The sequence below is a fragment of the Streptomyces sulfonofaciens genome (genome assembly GCF_014656295.1).
GTDB classification, from domain to species: Bacteria; Actinomycetota; Actinomycetes; order Streptomycetales; family Streptomycetaceae; genus Streptomyces; species Streptomyces sulfonofaciens.
This window is the reverse complement of record NZ_BNCD01000004.1, coordinates 400393-417251: the sequence shown is the minus strand read 5'-3', so window position 1 is coordinate 417251 and position 16859 is coordinate 400393. Positions and strand designations below refer to the sequence as shown.

General features: G+C 73.7%; 13 protein-coding genes, 1 pseudogene and 1 riboswitch. Of the genes and pseudogenes, 2 read left to right on the top strand and 12 right to left on the bottom strand.

Annotation, left to right across the window (positions count from 1 at the left end):
• Window positions 1–86: 86 nt before the first annotated feature.
• From ribB to ribD, 4 genes are read right to left on the bottom strand one after another with little or no spacing between them, the layout of a single operon-like run.
• Window positions 87–1451 (bottom strand): 3,4-dihydroxy-2-butanone-4-phosphate synthase, encoded by a 1365-nt coding sequence (gene ribB / locus IE313_RS09955; protein ID WP_189930607.1) that lies wholly within the window; start codon window positions 1449–1451, stop codon window positions 87–89.
• Entirely contained in the window at window positions 1448–2101 is a 654-nt protein-coding gene (locus IE313_RS09950) for a nicotinamide mononucleotide transporter family protein (RefSeq protein WP_189930606.1), read from the bottom strand. The genes ribB and IE313_RS09950 overlap by 4 nt, the downstream gene beginning before the upstream one ends.
• Window positions 2098–2727: a riboflavin synthase gene (locus IE313_RS09945; protein ID WP_189930605.1), complete on the bottom strand. Its 630-nt coding sequence runs from the start codon at window positions 2725–2727 to the stop codon at window positions 2098–2100. Before IE313_RS09945 ends, IE313_RS09950 begins: the two co-directional genes overlap by 4 nt.
• Window positions 2728–3819, bottom strand: a complete 1092-nt coding sequence (gene ribD / locus IE313_RS09940) for a bifunctional diaminohydroxyphosphoribosylaminopyrimidine deaminase/5-amino-6-(5-phosphoribosylamino)uracil reductase RibD (RefSeq protein WP_189930604.1) — start codon at window positions 3817–3819, stop codon at window positions 2728–2730.
• 141 nt (window positions 3820–3960) lie between these two features.
• A riboswitch (FMN riboswitch) is annotated at window positions 3961–4091 on the bottom strand.
• 666 nt (window positions 4092–4757) lie between these two features.
• Between ribD and IE313_RS09935 the strand changes: the two genes are divergently transcribed.
• Window positions 4758–5975, top strand: coding sequence for an MFS transporter (locus IE313_RS09935; protein ID WP_189930603.1), 1218 nt, complete (start codon window positions 4758–4760; stop codon window positions 5973–5975).
• A 218-nt stretch (window positions 5976–6193) separates the two neighbouring features.
• Here the strand turns inward: IE313_RS09935 and IE313_RS09930 are convergent, their stop codons facing one another.
• Complete coding sequence (locus IE313_RS09930; protein WP_189930602.1) at window positions 6194–7495, bottom strand: alginate lyase family protein; 1302 nt, start codon at window positions 7493–7495, stop codon at window positions 6194–6196.
• A 317-nt stretch (window positions 7496–7812) separates the two neighbouring features.
• Between IE313_RS09930 and IE313_RS09925 the strand changes: the two genes are divergently transcribed.
• Entirely contained in the window at window positions 7813–8550 is a 738-nt protein-coding gene (locus tag IE313_RS09925) for a DUF5995 family protein (protein ID WP_189930601.1), read from the top strand.
• 24 nt (window positions 8551–8574) lie between these two features.
• On the opposite strand, the gene IE313_RS09920 is transcribed toward IE313_RS09925, so the two are convergent.
• The 7 genes and pseudogenes from IE313_RS09920 to IE313_RS09890 form a co-directional block, all read right to left on the bottom strand.
• A complete protein-coding gene (locus tag IE313_RS09920) occupies window positions 8575–9213 on the bottom strand; it encodes an HD domain-containing protein (RefSeq protein WP_189930600.1) in 639 nt (212 codons plus the stop codon).
• A gap of 138 nt (window positions 9214–9351) precedes the next feature.
• Window positions 9352–10320: a GlxA family transcriptional regulator gene (locus tag IE313_RS09915; protein ID WP_189930599.1), complete on the bottom strand. Its 969-nt coding sequence runs from the start codon at window positions 10318–10320 to the stop codon at window positions 9352–9354.
• A 156-nt stretch (window positions 10321–10476) separates the two neighbouring features.
• Window positions 10477–11484, bottom strand: a complete 1008-nt coding sequence (locus IE313_RS09910; protein ID WP_189930598.1) for a 1-aminocyclopropane-1-carboxylate deaminase — start codon at window positions 11482–11484, stop codon at window positions 10477–10479.
• Window position 11485: 1 nt separating this feature from the next.
• Complete coding sequence (locus IE313_RS09905) at window positions 11486–12166, bottom strand: GntR family transcriptional regulator (protein ID WP_189930597.1); 681 nt, start codon at window positions 12164–12166, stop codon at window positions 11486–11488.
• Between the two features lie 184 nt (window positions 12167–12350).
• Complete coding sequence (locus IE313_RS09900) at window positions 12351–14048, bottom strand: flavin monoamine oxidase family protein (RefSeq protein WP_189930596.1); 1698 nt, start codon at window positions 14046–14048, stop codon at window positions 12351–12353.
• A 501-nt stretch (window positions 14049–14549) separates the two neighbouring features.
• On the bottom strand, window positions 14550–15005 hold the full coding sequence (locus tag IE313_RS09895) for an Lrp/AsnC family transcriptional regulator (protein WP_189930595.1): 456 nt from the start codon (window positions 15003–15005) through the stop codon (window positions 14550–14552).
• Between the two features lie 10 nt (window positions 15006–15015).
• Window positions 15016–16511 (bottom strand): annotated as a pseudogene (locus IE313_RS09890) (amino acid permease).
• Between the last annotated feature and the right edge of the window lie 348 nt (window positions 16512–16859).

Sequence of the window (16859 nt, the reverse complement as noted above, 5' to 3'; positions counted from 1 at the left end):
GCCGGGATGGTGCTGGAGTGGGTCGTGCCGGGGGTGGGCCGTGGTGGGTGGTGGGTGGTGCCGGGGCCGTCCGCCGCGGTGCGGGGTCACTGGTTTCCGCAGGCCGCCATGGTGGGGGCGTCCAGCCAGGGCAGGTCGTGGCCCATCCGGTCCCGCTTCGTGCGCAGGTAGTGGAGGTTGTGCTCGCCGGCCTGCACGGGCATCGGTTCCCGGCCGGTGACGTGGATGCCGTGCCGGACGAGGGCGCTGGTCTTGTCCGGGTTGTTGGTCATCAGCCGGACGCCGCGCACGCCGAGGTCGGCGAGGATCTGCGCGCCGGCGCCGTAGTCGCGGGCGTCCGCGGGCAGGCCGAGCTCCAGGTTGGCGTCGAGCGTGTCCCGGCCGCGCTCCTGGAGTTCGTAGGCGCGCAGCTTGGACAGCAGTCCGATGCCGCGGCCCTCGTGGCCGCGGAGGTAGACGACGACGCCGCGGCCCTCCGCGGTGACGCGGTCCATGGCGGCGGCGAGCTGGGGGCCGCAGTCGCAGCGCAGCGAGCGGAAGACGTCGCCGGTGAGGCACTCGGAGTGCACCCGCACCAGCACGTCCTCGCCGTCGCCGAGGTCGCCGTGCACCAGCGCGACGTGTTCGACGCCGTCGAGCGTGGAGCGGTAGCCGTAGGCGGTGAAGTCGCCCGAGGCGGTCGGCAGGTGCACCGACGCCTCGCGGCGCACGGTGGGCTCGCGGGCCGACGCCTCGCGGCGCACGGTGGGCTCGGTGACCGCCGTTTCACGGCGCACGGTGGGCTCCGTGCCGCGCCGGTAGGTGATCAGGTCCTCGATGGAGATGATCGACAGGCCGTGCTTGCGGGCGAACGCGAGGAGTTCGGGCAGCCGCAGCATGGTGCCGTCCTCGGCGGCGATCTCGACGATGGCACCCGCGGGGCGCAGTCCCGCGAGCCGGGCCAGGTCGACGGCGGCCTCGGTGTGCCCGGCGCGCGCCAGCACACCGCCCGGCCTGGCGCGCAGCGGGAAGACGTGGCCCGGCCGGACGAAGTCGCCCGGTTGCGCCGAGCCGTCCGCGAGCAGCCGCAGTGTGCGGGCCCGGTCCGCGGCGGAGATGCCGGTGGTGACGCCGTGCGCGGGCGCCGCGTCCACGGAGACCGTGAAAGCCGTGCCCATCGACTCGGTGTTCTGCTCCACCATCTGCGGAAGCTGGAGCCGGTCCAGCTCGTCGCCCTCCATGGGCGCGCAGATGAGGCCGCGGCACTCGGACATCATGAAGGCGACGATCTCGGGGGTGATGGTCTCGGCGGCGACGACGAGGTCGCCCTCGTTCTCGCGGTCCTCGTCGTCGACGACGACGATCGGCCGGCCCGCCGCCATGTCGGCGACGGCCTGCTCGACCGGGTCGAGACCGGCCTGGGCCGCCCCGCGATCGAGGTCACCGGGAAACCGGACGGGTGCCGTGGTCATGCCGGGGCTCCTTCCAGAGGGGGCCGCGCCGTCTGCCGCGAGCGCAGCCACCAGGCGCGCATGCCCCACAGGACAAGGGCGCCGTAGACGAGGTAGATCAGGCCGGAGAAGGCGAGGCCGCTGGAGAAGTTGAGGGGGACGCCGACCACGTCGACCAGGAGCCAGGCGAACCAGAACTCGACGAGGCGGCGGGCCTGCGCCACCATCGCGACGAGCGTGCCGACGAACACGTAGGCGTCCGGCCAGGGGTTCCAGGACAGCGACGGGTAGGCGGTGAAGAGCCCGCCGACCACGAGGGTGCCCACGGCGGCGGCGGCCACCAGCACGCCCCGCTCGCGCCGGGAGGCGAACCGGATGGCGAGGTCGCCGTCCTCGGACCGCCGCCGCCCCCGGGTCCACTGCTGCCAGCCCCACAGGGCCGTGACGATGATCACGAGCTGCTTGCCCACGCTGCCCGACTGCTGCACGGAGACGTTGGCCGCGACGAGGATGACGGCCGAGAGCAACTGGGCGGGCCAGGTCCACACGGATCTCAGCCAGCCCAGGGCGAGCCCGACGAGACCGATGGTGTTCCCGGCCAGGTCGGACCAGATGATGTGCTGTCCGAAGGCCGTGAACGCCTGTGAGTTGAGCCAGTCGAAGCCGCTCACCGCGCCTCCTCCGCGGGCCGGTCGGCCGCCTCGGAGCGCTCGGCCGCGAGCAGCCGCTCGACGTACTTGGCGATGACGTCCACCTCCAGGTTCACCGGATCGCCCGGTTCCTTGATGCCGAGGGTGGTCAGCGCGAGCGTGGTGGGGATGAGGCTGATGGTGAAGTAGTCGGGTCCGGCGTCGACGACCGTGAGGCTGACGCCGTCGACCGTGATGGAGCCCTTCTCGACGACGTAGCGGGAGAGCCCGGCGGGCAGCCCGATCCTGACGATCTCCCAGTTGTCGGAGTGCTTGCGCTCCAGGAGGGTGCCCACGGCGTCGACGTGGCCCTGCACGATGTGCCCGCCGAGCCGGGCGCCGACCGCGGTGGGCCGCTCCAGGTTGACCCGGGAACCGACGACGAGCCCGCCGAGGCTGGACCGGTTCAGCGTCTCCGCCATGACGTCCGCCGTGAACTCGTCGCCCACCAGGTCCACGACCGTCAGGCAGACACCGTTGACGGCGATGGAGTCGCCGTGTCGCGCGCCCTCGGTGACGACGGGTCCGCGCAGCCGGAAGCGGGACGCGTCGCCGAGCTCCTCGACGCCGGTGATCTCGCCCAGCTCTTCCACGATTCCGGTGAACACTCAGGTCTCCTTCGCTGGCGGAGCGGCGGTGATCCGCAGATCGGGTCCGAGGCGGACGATCTCGCTCACGTCGAGCCGCAACGCTTCGGTGAGGGTGGTGATTCCTGCCTCCCCCAGCGCGGCGGGCCCGGCGCCGAGCAGGACGGGGGCGATGTAGCCGATGACGCGGTCGACGGCGCCGGCCGCCACGAAGGAGCCCGCGAGCGTCGGACCGCCTTCGAGGAGCACGGAGCGCACGCCCCGGCCGTGCAGGGCGCCCAGCAGGGCCGGTACGTCGAGTCCGGCCGCGGTGCGCGGCAGGCGGAGCACGTCGGCGAGACGGGTCAGATGGGCGGCGTCCGCATCCTCGGCGACGGCGATCAGGGTGGGCCCGGCGTCGTCCAAAACGCGGGCACCGGGCTTGACCGCGCGGGCGGCGGAGTCGAGGACCACGCGCAGCGGCTGCACCGCGGCCCCCGCGCCCCGGGCGGCGAGGTGCGGGTCGTCGGCGCGCGCCGTGCCGGCGCCGACCACGACGGCGTCGCTCTCGGCGCGCAGCCGGTGCACGTCGGCGCGCGCCTCGGCGGAGGTGATCCACCGGCTGGTGCCGTCCGCGGCGGCGATCCGCCCGTCGAGGGTGGCCGCGTACTTGAGGGTGACGTGCGGGCGGCCGCGGCGGACCGAGGTCAGCCAGGCGGTGTTGCCCGCCTCGGCCGAGGCCGCGAGCAGACCGGACTCGACGTCGACACCGGCGGCGCGCAGCGTCCTCGCACCGCCGGTGGCGGTGGGGGTGGGGTCGGCGACCGCGTAGACGACGCGGGCGACGCCCGCGTCGAGGAGTGCCTGCGCACAGGGCCCGGTGCGGCCGGTGTGGTTGCAGGGTTCGAGGGTGACGACGGCGGCGCCGCCGCGGGCCGCATCGCCGGCCGCGCGCAGCGCGTGCACCTCGGCGTGCGGGCCGCCCGCGCGCTGGTGGAAACCCTCGCCCACGGTGCGGCCGGCGGCGTCGAGCACGACACAGCCGACCACGGGGTTGGGGCTGGTGGAGCCGAGTCCGCGCGCGGCGAGCTCGATCGCGCGCCGCATGGCGGCTGTTTCGGCTGCGGTGGCCACCGGGTCCTCCTGCCTCTTCGGGCACGGACTCCGGGGCCTGTCGACGAACGACAGAAACTACGGGTGGGGCCTTCGGGAACGGCGCCGGACAGGGGTCCGCGTGGACACGGACCGCCGACGGCGCGCACGAACGCCCGCCCGCCGCGCACTGCCTCCCATCCGGACTTTCACCGTCGGTCCAGGAATTCCACCTGGTCAACCGGCCACTGGATGCGGCCGGGTCGCGGACTGTAACCGCCGGTTCGGACTTTCACCGACCCCGGAGTGCGCTGCTTCTGGTACGGAACACAGTGTGCCACGCCGGGCAGCGGAGGGTGGGTGGGGCCGCTGTGGCCTGACTCACAGCCGGAGGACCGTCCGGATCCTCCCCGGAGCGACTGCGGCAGCCGGGCGGGGCGGGTGCGGCGCCGGCACGGTCGGGCGCGGCCGTACGGGTGGACCTGCGCAAGCGCACCGGTCGGGACGGGCCTCCGGACGGCGTGCAGGCCGTCGTGCACGGCGCGGGAGCACCGCGCGTCGCCGAGCGGTCGGCGCGGCGGCTCGGCGAAGCGGCTCGGCGCGGCGATGCGCAGTCCGGAGTCCGCCATAGGGTGTACGCCTCGATCCCCGGGGCAGACGAGGTGCGGTCCGGGCGCTCCCGCGGCGAGCCGGTGGTGGAGCGCGAGGGCGGACGGTCGGGCAGCCGTGCGCCGGCGGGGGCCCGTGACGACGGCGGGGACGCCGACCGTGACGAGGGCGCGTCAAAGCGCCGGAACCCCGCCCGACAGATGACGAATGTCCGCCCGTCCGGGCGGACCTGCGAGGAGACCGCGAGCCGGGGTCCGGCCACCGGGGCGCCGGACACCGTTGGTAATTTTACCCGGGCCGTCGTTGGTGGCGGACCGACCGCCGCCGGGTACCGCCGGGCCACTCAACGGGCCGCGGGAAAGGGCGAGGACATGAGCAAAGATGGCAGAGCAGGCCGGAACCAGCAGGTGCAGCGCGCGCGGTACGCCACCGCGGTGGTGTTCTGCGCGCACGGTGCGGTGACCGGATCCTTCGCGACCCGGGTGCCATGGATACAGGAACACGCCTCCGTGAGTGCGGGGCAGTTAGGACTCGCGCTCGCCTTTCCCGCGATCGGTGCGTCGCTGGCCATGCCGCTGGCCAGCTCGGTGATCCACCGGTTCGGCACCCGTACCGCGCTGCGCGGGCTGCTGGCGCTGTGCACCATGGTGCTGGTGCTTCCCTCGCTCGCCCCGAACCTGGTCACGCTGTGCGCCGCGCTGTTCGTGAGCGGTGTGGCGGGGGGCATGTCGGACGTGGCAATGAACGCGCAGGGCGTCGAGGTGGAAAGGCGCCTCGGCCGGTCGATCATGTCGGGGCTGCACGGCATGTGGAGCGTGGGCACCCTGCTCGGCTCCGCGGGCGGCACGCTCGCGGCGCACCTGGGCGCCGACGCCCGGCTGCACCATGCGCTGGCCGGCGCCGTGCTCACCGTGACCGGTGTGATCGCCTGCCACTGGGTGCTCGACCTGCACCCGGCACAGGCCGAGGAGGCACCTCCGCGGTTCGCGCTGCCGCCCCGTTCCGCGCTGGTGATCGGCGCGGTCGGCTTCTGCGCGGTGTTCGCGGAGGGCGCGGGCCTGGACTGGTCCGCGATCTACCTGCGCGACGTGCTGGGCACCTCCGCGGGGCTGGCCGCGGCCTCGACCACCGGTTTCACGCTCACCATGGCGGTGGCGCGGATCGCGGGCGATGCGGCGGTGAACCGGTTCGGGGCGGTGCGCACCGTGCGGGGCGGCGGGGTGCTCGCCGCGTTCGGCGGCTTCCTGGTGGTCATCGCGCCGCACCCGGCGGTCGCCATGTCCGGGTTCGCCCTGATGGGGCTCGGGATCGCGGTCGTCGTCCCGCTGGCGTTCGCCGCCGCGGGCCGCAGCGGTGCCCGGCCGAGCCAGGCCATCGCGGGCGTCGCCACCATCATGTACACCTCGGGCCTGGTCGCCCCCTCCGCGGTCGGCAGCATCGCACAGGCGACCAGCCTGGTGGTCTCCTTCGGCCTGGTGACGGTGCTGGCCTGCGGCCTCGCCCTGGGCGCGAGCGTGCTGCGGCCTCGTGAGGCGCCCCCGGCCGAGGCCCCGGCCCGTGAGCCGGTGACCACCGGGCCCCGGTCCTGAACCGCTGCCGCCTCCCTTCGCCACTCCGAACACCGTCCACCGGCCTTTCCGATCCGTCGGCCGCTGCCACCGGACCTTCCCGGCGCCCCGTCCAGGTACCGCGCGGTTACCGGGGCGGGGCCGGCCGCGGCGCACGGCCACCGGTCCCGGCCCCGGTCCCGGGGTGAGCGCCCCGGCCCCGGGGCCGGTCGCCGGCGCGGCGGACCGCCGGAAGGGACTCAGCCCGCGATCGAGTCCAACTGCTCCGCCGCGGGGCGCAGCGCCCACAGGTCACCGCCGGGCGGAGCCTGCAGGTCGGGCACCGCGGCCCTGGCCGCCCTGTCGCCCGCGTCGGCTGCCGCGTGCACGATGTCGCTGGCCGCGTACCGGTGGAACTCCAGCTCCGGGTACTGCCACGGCGCGGCGCCGGTGGCCGCGGGCAGCAGGAAGTCGACCGCCTTGAACAGGCCCTGCCCGTCCGGGCCCGCGTACCCCCACAGATCCACCCCGACGTGCCGCCCGATCTCGGCGAGCCGGGTGTAGGCCACCAGGTCGAAGGTGGAGTAGTGCCAGCTACGGGTCCGCGCGAGCTCCTGCGGCTGGCTGCCGTCGGCCGCGATCTGCGCGTCGATCCGCTTCTCGCGCGCCTTGAGCACGGTGCTGCGGGCCAGGTCCTGATCACCGGTGGCGTACGCCAGCGCGGCCACCTGCATGTCGTAGAACGTGCCGTGGTTGTTCTCGGCCGCGCCCTCCTCCTTGCCGAAGTCGCTGTTCACCAGCCAGTCGAGGAAGTCCCTGTTCCAGTCCGCCATGGCGGTCCGCTCGCCCCTGCCCCATCCCGGCGCTCCGGTGCCGAGCAGTGCGGCGGCGTCCACCACGCTCGTGTACGACTGCGAGAAGTCGATGATGCCGATGGCCCGGCCGTCGTACTTGCACGGGATGAACTGCGCGTGGTCGAGGTCGGGGTTCATCCGGGTGTCCGGGTCGAGGAACCAGGTGCGCAGGATGTCCGCGGCGTGCTCCGCGTACTCCTTCTTGCCCGTGTAGTACCAGGCGAGGCTCAGGGTGTAAGAGGAGTCGAAGACCTTGCCGACGTCCGGACGGTCGGTGCCGGTGTCGACCTCGGGGTTGCGCTCGCCGTCGCGCTGGACGTACGGGCAGCCGCGCGGGTTGTCGTCCGTCCTGGGCTGGGAGGGCCACCAGTACGGGGCCTGGCTCAGGTAGTCGTGCGGATCGCCGCCCGGGGCGGGCTCCGGTTTGTCGACGACGGTCCACGGGCCCTGGTCGAGCCAGCCGTCGGCCCGCGCCGTGAGGTCCTTCAGGGCCTTCTGCAGACCTGGGTCGCCATGGTGCAGGCGGGCCCTGGCGGCCTGCAGGCGCTTGCCGTCCAGCACGGCCGTCCGCGGCACGGGCGCAGCGGCCCCGCGGTGCCCGGCCGGGTGGCCGTGGGCGGCGGCCGAGGCCGTCGGCACGAGCAGGGCGGCGAGGGCGGCCGTGGCCGCCACCACCGAACCCAGCCGCAGGCGGTGTCTTCTGCTCATCGTGCGCTCCTTCGGGACTGATGACGGTGCTGGTCACCGGGTACCGACAGCTTGAGTACCGTCCACCCATCAAGAGGGTCACGTACGTGAACATCATTCATGAGCGGGACCGTGCGAGCGTAGACGTGGCTGTTCCGCGTGACAATGCCCCGCGCACCGATTCATGCATGAGTCCGAGCACTCAACAGGTGGGCTGTTGGCGCGCACTGGGTCCCGACGGGGCCCACCCGCCGCCGCCGGGCGGCCCGTTCGCTCGTTCCGGGGAAGTCACGGCCCGGCCGGGCGCGGGACCCGCCGGCTGCTGGGACGCTGCGTGCATGGCGCACACGGAGAAGTCCACGGTCCCCGCGCACGGCATCGGCTCAGTGATCGCGCGGATGCGCGCACTGGCGAAGGCCCTGCCGGACGGCGACGGTGTCGCCGTCTTCAACCACGTGTACCTGGCGGTCACCGAGGCGGTGGACCGGAGTGTGGCGCTCGGGCGGCTCGGCGACCGGACCGAGGCGGTGGCCCTGGACGTGCGGTTCGCCGGACGCTACCTGTCGGCCGTGGACGCGGCGGCGGCCGACCGCCGGCCGCCCGCCTGCTGGCGCCCGCTGTTCCGCTCCCGCCACCATCCGGGCGTGCGTCCGCTGCAGTTCGCCCTCGCGGGCATCAACGCCCACATCGGGCACGACCTCCCGCTCGCGATCGTGGACGCCTGCCGGGCGCTCGGCTGCCAACCGCAGGACCTGGAGGACGAGTTCGACCGGGTGGGCGATCTGCTGGTGGCCCTGGAGGAGCGGATCCGCGAGGAGGTGATGCCGGGCCCCGACCTGCTCCAGGTCGCCGATCCGCTGACCCACCTGCTGGGCTGCTGGAGCCTGGAGCGGGCCAGGGACGGCGCCTGGTCGGCGGCCAGGGCCCTGTGGGAACTGCGCACACTGCCCGCGCTCGCCGAGGAGTTCGCCCAGCGCCTCGACACGGCCGTCGGCCTGGTGGGCCGGATGCTGCTGACCCCCCTCCCGCTCCCCCGCCCTGCTCCCGCCGTGCCGTGCGCCCCACCCGGCCGGTAGCCGGGCACCGCCCGGCCGCACGGGTCACTCGGGCCAGGCGGAGTTCTCGATGACGTCGACGAAGTCGATGTGCCGGTAGCCCGGCACGAAGTGTTCGAGGACGTCGGCGTTGACGGTGCCGAACGTGGTGTCGGGGCGGTGCCGGAACCCGTCGGCGAAGGCCCGCAGGATCTGCCGCTTGAAGTCCGGGCGCGGGTGTGCGGCGGTGACCGCGTCGATCTCGCTGCGTGCGATGTTGGCCAGGTTCAGTCCGAGTACGTCGGTCTCGACGCCCGCCGTGGTGGCGGCGATCTCGGGGGCCATCTTGTACGGGACCTCGGGCGTGGTGTGCAGGGCGATGGCCGTCCACACCGTGTCCGCGCCACCGGCCGGGAACCCGTGGTCGAGCAGGAACGCGCGGGCCTGGTCGGCACCGTCGAGTTCGAACCGCTGGTCGTCGCCGCGGTACGGCGGCACCAGCCCGGTGTCGTGGAAGAGCGCCGCCACGTACAGCAGTTCCGGGTCGGGCCGCAGACCGAGGGCGCGGGCCTGGAGGCTGCCGAAGAGGTAGACCCGGCGCGAGTGGTGGAAGATGAGCTCGGTGGTGGTCTCGCGGATGAGGTCGGTCGCCTCCCTGGCGAGAGCGCTGTCCGGGATCGGGACACCGGCGATGTTCTCGGTCATGGCTGGGGCCTTCCTGGGGTCGTCGTGCCTGCCGTTCTCGGTCCTAGGATGCGGCAGGTCAAAGGGCCCGAGCCGCTACCGGACGGCCAACAAACCCTCGAAAACGGCCATGGCCCGACGGCCGCCGGCAGACGCGCGTCAGGCGCCGGTGCGGGTGGTCGTGGTGAAGCGGTGCCGGTATTGGGTGGGGGAAAGGCCCAGGTGGCGTGCGAAGGCCCGGCGCAGGCTCTCGTAGCTCGGGAACCCGGACCCGGCGGCGGCCTCGGTGGCGTTGTGGCCCGAGTCGAGCAGCGCCTTCGCCATGTCGAAGCGGATCAGCTCCACGTACTTCGCCGGGGTGGTGCCGAGCTCGGCGCGGAACATCCGGGTGAGGTGGCGCGGGCTGACCCTGACCCGCTCGGCCAGGGCCTCCAGGCTGTGGTCGGCGGTGGGATCGGCCTGGACGGCGTCCAGGACCAGCCGCAGCACCGGCGTCTGCGGCGCCGGGCCCCGGAGCGAGGCCGAGAACTGCGACTGGCCTCCGGAGCGCTGCATGTACACCACCAGGGAGCGGGCGACGTCCCTGGTGAGGTCCGGGCCGTGGTCCTCCTCCAGCAGGGCGAGCGCCAGGTCGATGCCCGCCGTGACCCCCGCGGAGGTGTAGATGCCGCCGTCCCTGACGTAGATCGAGTCGGGTTCCACCCGGGTGGACGGGTGGCGGCGGGCGAGGGCCGCGGTGTGCCGCCAGTGGGTGGTGGCGCGCCTGCCGTCCAGCAGACCGGTGGCGCCCAGGATGAACGCCCCTGTGCAGATCGACGCGACGCGGCCCGCCCGCGCCGCCAGTGCCGCGGCCGCGGCGGCCAGCGACGGGTCGATGGCCGACTCCGGCAGTGCGTCGCCGCCCGAGACGAGCAGCGTGTCGAAGGCCGGTGCCGAGGCGGCGTCGGTGTCGGCCGGGACCACCATGCCGATCGAGGAGCGCACCGGCGCACCGTCCACCGAGACGATGCTCAGCCGGTAGTCGGCGCCGAGCCGGTCCGCCTCCGCGAAGACCTCGGCCGGTCCGGAGACATCGAGCATCTTCATGCCGTCAAAGACGAGAACACCGAGGTGGTGTGTTGCTGCCATGCGCTTGCTCCACTCGCCGAACCCTGCACGAACGTCTCACCGCGCCCGGCCGCCCGCAGGCACCGCCCGGCCGCCGCCCGGGAGCGCCCGCCGCGGTGGGAGCCCACGGCACGCCCCGCCCGCGACGGGCGAACCGGGCCGTGCGGGCGCCCCGCCTCAGCGGAAGGCGCCGCTGTAGGCGTTGAGGGCGGGCTGCCCGCCCAGGTGGGCGAAGAGGACGTGGGACTGCGGTGCGATGGTGCCCGTGCGCACCAGGTCGATCAGGCCCGCCATCGACTTCCCCTCGTAGACGGGGTCGAGGATCATGCCCTCAAGGCCGCCGGTCAACCGGATCGCCTCCAGGGTGGACGCCACGGGCACGCCGTAGCGGTCACCGGCCCAGCCTTCCAGCACGGTGATCTCCTCGTCGTGCAGGTCCCGGCCGAGACCGAGCAACCCGGCGGTGTTCCTGGCGATCTTCGACACCTGGGCGCGGGTCTCCACGATACGGGCCGAGGCGTCGATGCCCAGGACGCGCCGCGGCCGGTCCTGGCCCGCGAAACCGGCGATCATGCCGGCCTGCGTGCTGCCCGTGACGCTGCACACCACGACGGTGTCGAAGAAGACGCCGAGTTCGCGTTCCTGCCGCTGCACCTCGTGGGCCCAGCCGGCGAAGCCGAGACCGCCGAGCGGGTGGTCGGAGGCGCCGGCCGGAATGGCGTACGGGGTGCCTCCTGCCGCGCGCACGCTCTCAAGCGCCTCGGTCCAGCTCTCCTTGATGCCGATGCCGAAGCCCGCCGTCCCCATCCGCACGTCCGCGCCCATGATGCGGGACAGCAGGATGTTGCCGACCTTGTCGTTGACCGGGTCCGGCCAGTCCACCCAGTCCTCCTGGACCAGCACGGCCTTCAGCCCGAGCCGGGCGGCCACCGCGGCCACCTGGCGGGTGTGGTTGGACTGGACCCCGCCGATGCTCACGAGGGTGTCGGCGCCCTGGGCCAGCGCCTCGGGGATCAGGTACTCCAGTTTCCTGGTCTTGTTGCCGCCGAACGCGAGGGCGCTGTTGCAGTCCTCGCGCTTGGCCCAGATCCGGGCCCCGCCGAGGTGCTCGCTGAGGCGTTCCAGCGGGTGGACGGGGCTGGGCCCGAACAGCAGCGGATGGCGGGGGAAGTCTTGGAGGGGCATGTCAGTCCGCTTTCTCCTGGGCCTCGGAAAGGGTGTCGAGCAGCGGGACGAGGGTGCCCCAGTTGGCGCGGGTGGCCGCCGCCGCGCCCTCCACGTCACCGGCCGCGCAGAGGTCGACGATGCTGCTGTGCTGGCCGACCGAGCCGCGGCCGCTCAGCGACGAGAAGCGCAGCCGTTCGACGCGGCGCAGCAGGGGCGTGAACCGCTCGAGGACCGCGCGCAGCGCGCCGTTGGCGCTGGCGGCCACCGCGACACCGTGGAACTCGTCGTCCGCCGCGAGCGCTGCGTCCACGTCGTTTCCGGCCAGCGCCTCGGCGAAGCGGGCGTTGGCCGCCCGCATCGCTTCCAGTTCGGCGGTCGAGAGGTTCGGCAGCGCCTGGCGTACCGCCAGCTCGTGCATGGCCGCGGTGACGGACTGGGCGTCGCGCGCCTCGCGCGAGTCCAGGGGGCTGACGATCGTGTAGCGGCCCGGCTTGGTGCGCACCAGACCGGACTGCTCCAGCCTGGACAGGGCCTCGCGGATGGGAGTGCGGCTGATGCCGAGCCACTCCACCAGGTCTCCGTCGCTCAGCCGCTCGCCCGGGGCCAGGGTGCCGTCCACAATCGCGTCGCGCAGGACCTGGTAGGCGTTCTCGCGCAGCAGGGATCTGGAGACGAGCCCGCGGCTCCGGGGTATCGGCATGCAACATATTGCACACGGCATATGGGCCCGGGTCAATGACGGGGGCCGCGGGGGACCCGGGCACCGGCCTCGCGTGTTGGGCCCGGGCGACGGGCTCCGGTGGCGGCCGCCCCTGGCGGGGTGCGGCACGGTGAGGGCCGCCGCCGGGGCGGGTGCCGCGGGGCAGGCGGCGGCGCCGGCCCGTTCAGTCCTCCGGCAGCTCCACCGGCGCGATCTCGTCGAACACGTCGCCGGGCCCCGGATTGGACGGATCGCAGGCGCCGCCGAACCGGTGCATCACGCCCCACACGGCGTTGAGCGCGGTCTGCACCGCGCCCTCCGCCCAGCCCGCCGTCCAGGAGACGTCGTCGCCGGCGAGGAAGATGCCGCGCTTGTCCGCGGGCAGCCGGTCCTGCATGAAGTGTGTGAACAGCCTGCGCTGGTAGCGGTAGTGGCCCGGCAGGTTGGCCTTGAACGCGCCCATGAAGTAGGGCTCGTCCTCCCAGGAGACGGTGACCGGGCTGCCGATGATGTGGCTGCGGATGTCGACGTCCGGGTAGATCTCGCGGAGTGAGGCGAGCATGACCTCCATCCGCTCGTTCGCGGACAGCGGCAGCCATTTCAGGCTGTCGTCGCACCAGGTGTACGACAGGCAGATCACGGCGGGCCGGTCGGGGCCGTCGTCCAGCAGGTAGGTGCCGCGGGTCATCCGGTCCGTCAGGGTCATCGACATCCGGTCGCGTCCCGTGCGCTCGTCCTTGTCGAGCCAGAACGGCCGGTCCACCGGGACGAAGAGCTTGCTGGACTCCATGTAGTGGGTGCGCTCGATCGCCGTCCAGTGCTCGATCGGGAAGAGCGTCTCATCGCAGGCGATCTTGGACAGCAGCAGCCAGGACTGCGCCGTGCAGACCACCGCGGGATAGGAGCGGATGGCGCCCGACGCGTCGGTGACCGTGATGAGGCCGCCCGCCGCGCGGTGCAGCCGCGTCACCGCCGGACGGGGCGTGCCGTCGTGCAGCGACGCCAGCGAGGTGCCCCGCGGCCAGTGCACGAGCTTGTCCGGCGCCCGCTCCCAGAGCCCGAGCGGCAGTTGCCTGCTGCCGCCGACGATGCCGCGGTGGTGGTCGTCGGCCTCGGTGTACACCACCCGCAGGATCTCCAGGATGGAGTTGGGGAAGTCGGTGTCCCAGCCGCCGGTGCCGAACCCGACCTGGCCGAAGATCTCACGGTGCCGGAAGGACCTGAACGCCTCCGATGCGCACAGAAAGCCGTAGAAGGTCTGGTCGTCGAGCCGCTCGACGAGCCGGGACCAGATCGCGCGGATGGCCGGCACGTCGCGCTCGCGGATGGCGCGGTTCATCCGGGAGAACTCGGCGCCCTCCTCCAGGCAGTGGCGCCAGGCGTCCGCGACCTGCCGGTAGACCTCGGGCAGGTCGTCGAGCGTCCTCGCGTAGTGCGACTCGCCCTTGAGGTCGACGACCGTGGACGCGGCGGCCTCGGAGAGCGGGTTCGGGAACGGCCTGGTGCGCAGGCCCACGAGGTCGATGTAGTGCTGCAACGCGGTGGAGGACGGCGGGAAGCGCATGGCCCCCAACTCGGCGGTCAGCGCTCCCGCGTCGCCTGCGCCGTCGAAGCCGACGGTGCGCAGCCGCCCGCCGATCCGGTCGGCCTCGTACACCACGGGGCGCAGGCCCATCTTCATCAGCTCGTACGCGGTGACGATGCCGGAGAGCCCGCCGCCGACCACCGCCACCTCGGTGCCGTGCCGGGTCGCGGGGATCTGGCCGAGGCCCGCCGGGTGGGCCAGGAAGTCGTCGTACGCGTAGGGGAAGTCCGGCCCGAACATGGTGACGGGCCGCTGCGCCGTGGCGTGCGGGACTGCGGTGGGCACCGTGGACGTCATGGGGTGCGGGCTCCTTGCGGTGGGTCGTGCGGTGCGGACGGCCGGGGTCGATGCGGGGGCCGGCGTCGGACCAGGGGTGCGTGGCGGGCGGGGCGGCGGTCACGCGGGCAGGGGCCGGCCTCGCGTGCTGCGACCGGGAGCGCGGGGCCGGCGTGCCCGAGGACCGGTTCCTCGCCCCGTGCGGCCCGGGCCGCGGCCGCGTCGAGCGCGGCGGGGTTCGCGGCGGCCGGTCCCGGCCGTCCGGAACTCTGCGGCAGGGCGGGACGCAGCGTGGGCATGGCGACCTCACGGGTACGGGCGCGTGGGCGGGGAACGCCTCGACGCTACGGCCGGCCCGGCACCCAGGACAAGATCCGGCCATTGCGCATGACCAGCGCTTTCATTGCGCCGGAGCGGGCCCTGGCGGCGATTCGTTGCGGGGCGCTGCGGGTCATGCGGGCGATGCGGACCGCCCGTGGGTCCGGGCCGTGGTCGCGGCGGGTGCGCTCCCCCGGTCCCGCGTCACCCGGGCGCCCCCGAGGAGAACCGCCGCAGCAGCGGCGACAGGACCAGTACGGACTTGGTCCGTTCCACGAAGGGCTCCCCCGCGATCCGCTCCAGCACCTGTTCGAAGTGGCGCATGTCGCCGGCGAAGACCTGCACCACCGCGTCGGCCTCGCCCGTCACGGTGGAGGCCGACACCACCTCCGGATACCGCTCCAGACCGCGCTGTATCGCCTCGGGCGAGGTGTTGCTGCGGCAGTAGAGCTCGATGTACCCCTCGGTCTCCCAGCCGAGCGCGGCCGGATCCACCCGTACGGTGAAGCCGGTGATGGCGCCGGTGGCCCGCAACCGGTCCACCCGCCGCTTCACCGCGGGCGCCGAGAGCCCGACGAGCTGGCCGATGTCGGCGTAGGAGCGGCGGGCGTCCTCGGCGAGGGCGTGCACGATGCGTTCGTCGAGATCGTTCAGTCGCACGGGCGGTCGGTCACTTCTCCGGTCGGGTCTGCTCGGTGCTCGTCCGCGCCCCGGTCGCAAGGCGGGAGCGGCGAAAGCCGTAGACGAAGTAGAACACGGTCCCGGCGGCCATCCAGACCGCGAACACCGCCCAGGTGACCGCGGACAGGCTGCCCATCATCCAGAGGCAGAGCGCGAAGCCGAGTACGGGCGGCAGCGGTGACAGCGGCACCCGGAAGGCGCGGGGCATCGTGGGCCGGGTGCGCCGCAGCACCACGACGGAGACGTTGACGAGCGCGAAGGCGAACAGGGTGCCGATGCTGGTGGCGTCGGCGAGCCTGCCGAGCGGGACGGCGGCGGCCAGGACGCCGCAGAACAGCGAGACGATCACCGTGTTCGCCCGGGGTGCGCCGGTTGCGGGGTGGACGCGGGAGAAGACGCGCGGAACCAGGCCGTCCCGTGACATCGCGAAGAGGATCCGGGTCTGGCCGTAGAGCACGGTGAGCACGACGCTGGCGATCGCGACCACCGCGCCCGCGGCGAGCAGCGTCGCCCAGAAGCCCTGCCCGGTGACGTCCTTCATGATCGCCGCGAGAGCCGCCTCGGAGCCCGTGAAGCTCCGCCAGGGCCGTGCCCCGACGGCGACGGCGGCCACCAGGACGTAGAGGGCCGTCACGACGACCAGCGAGAGCATGATCGCGCGGGGCAGGTCGCGCTGGGCGTCCTTCGCCTCCTCACCCGCGGTGGAGGCGGCGTCGAACCCGATGTACGAGAAGAAGAGCGTGGCGCCCGCGCCGCTGACACCCGCCATGCCGAGCGGCATGAAGGGCGCGTAGTTGCCCGACCGGACGCCCAGGACGCCGATGCCGCAGAACAGCAGCAACGCGATGATCTTCACGGCGACCATGGCCGTGTTGACGCGCGCCGACTCCCGGGCACCGCCGAGCAGGAAGGCCATGGCGAGCAGGACGACGGCGAGCGCGGGCAGGTTGAACAGACCGCCGTCGCCGGGTGGCGCGGAGAGCGCTCCCGGCAGGGTGGCGCCCAGGGTTCCGTCGAGCAGTTCGTTGAGGTACTGGCCCCAGCCGACGGCGACGGCGGCCACGGACACGCCGTACTCCAGGATCAGGCACCATCCGCAGATCCAGGCGAGAAGCTCGCCGAGCGTTGCGTATGCATACGAGTAGGAGGAACCCGCCACCGGGATGGTGCCGGCCAACTCGGCGTACGACAGGGCGGAGAAGAGGGCGGTGAGGCCGGCGATCACGAAGGAGAGCGTGACCGCGGGCCCCGCCTTGGGCACCGCCTCGCCCAGCACCACGAAGATCCCGGTGCCCAGGGTGGCTCCGATGCTGATCATGGTGAGCTGGGTCAGGCCGAGCGAGCGCCGAAGGCTCCCCCGGCGCCCTGGCCGCCCTCCGCGACCAGGCGCTCCACCGGTTTGCGGCGCATCACGCGGGCGCCGCGCCGCGGGGGCCCGGCGCCTGTCCTGCCGGGGCTGGGCGGGGGTGCGCCGTGGTCGAGCACGCGCTGGCTCCTTCGTCGCCGCCGATCGGGCGCGGTGCGGCGCCGGGTCCGGGGTCCACCCCGCGGGCGCACCGCCGGCCGGCGCGCACCGCGCCGCCTACCGCGCATGGCCCTGTGAGCCGGGCCTTCCCGATCGTAATGCAGCGGTTCCGCGCGCCAGGGCATGGCCGCTGCGTGCCGGGCCGGCGCGCGGGCGTTCGTTGCGCACGCCTGCGAGGGGGCGGGCGGACCGAGCGGCGGTGCGGCCGCGGCCCGCGCCCCGTGCGGCCGCTGTCCTGCGCGGTGCGGCCGCAGGCCGTGTGCGGAGCGCGGCCGTGTGCGGAGCGCGGCCGTGTGCGGAGCGCGGCC

Bases quoted from the DNA above. Each gene is read 5' to 3' on its own strand.
- ribB (WP_189930607.1), bottom strand. From the start codon at position 1,451: ATGACCACGGCACCCGTCCGGTTTCCCGGTGACCTCGATCGCGGGGCG.
- IE313_RS09935 (WP_189930603.1), top strand. From the start codon at position 4,758: ATGAGCAAAGATGGCAGAGCAGGCCGGAACCAGCAGGTGCAGCGCGCG.
- IE313_RS09930 (WP_189930602.1), bottom strand. From the start codon at position 7,495: ATGAGCAGAAGACACCGCCTGCGGCTGGGTTCGGTGGTGGCGGCCACG.
- IE313_RS09925 (WP_189930601.1), top strand. From the start codon at position 7,813: ATGGCGCACACGGAGAAGTCCACGGTCCCCGCGCACGGCATCGGCTCA.
- IE313_RS09920 (WP_189930600.1), bottom strand. From the start codon at position 9,213: ATGACCGAGAACATCGCCGGTGTCCCGATCCCGGACAGCGCTCTCGCC.
- IE313_RS09915 (WP_189930599.1), bottom strand. From the start codon at position 10,320: ATGGCAGCAACACACCACCTCGGTGTTCTCGTCTTTGACGGCATGAAG.
- IE313_RS09910 (WP_189930598.1), bottom strand. From the start codon at position 11,484: ATGCCCCTCCAAGACTTCCCCCGCCATCCGCTGCTGTTCGGGCCCAGC.
- IE313_RS09905 (WP_189930597.1), bottom strand. From the start codon at position 12,166: ATGCCGATACCCCGGAGCCGCGGGCTCGTCTCCAGATCCCTGCTGCGC.
- IE313_RS09900 (WP_189930596.1), bottom strand. From the start codon at position 14,048: ATGACGTCCACGGTGCCCACCGCAGTCCCGCACGCCACGGCGCAGCGG.